Raw genomic sequence first — 238 nt, forward strand, 5'->3', positions numbered from 1 at the left:
GATGAATCTGGCCATCGCAGAAAAAGGACTCCTGGTGATTGATGGAGAAATGAAAGGAACTCCTTCCCATGCCGCCCATCCGAATAATGACAATGCGATTGTAAAATGTCTTGAAGACCTTCAGCATATTGTGAATTTCAAATTCCCAAAGGTTTCGGATTATTTGGGTGAAGTGAAAATAACATTGTCAGGAATTCAGGCTGGAGTACAGCATAACGTAGTTCCTGAAGCTTGTCAT

At 41.6% G+C, this 238-nt stretch carries 1 protein-coding gene; it reads left to right on the forward strand.

Annotated features, from left to right (window positions below; genetic code table 11):
* Nucleotides 1-238 (forward strand): peptidase dimerization domain-containing protein (locus SCA31_RS25440; protein WP_410699704.1); only part of this gene is annotated, 238 nt, incomplete at both ends.

It is taken from the genome of Chryseobacterium sp. SIMBA_028 (genome assembly GCF_046535285.1).
In the GTDB taxonomy this organism is placed as follows: Bacteria; Bacteroidota; Bacteroidia; order Flavobacteriales; family Weeksellaceae; genus Chryseobacterium.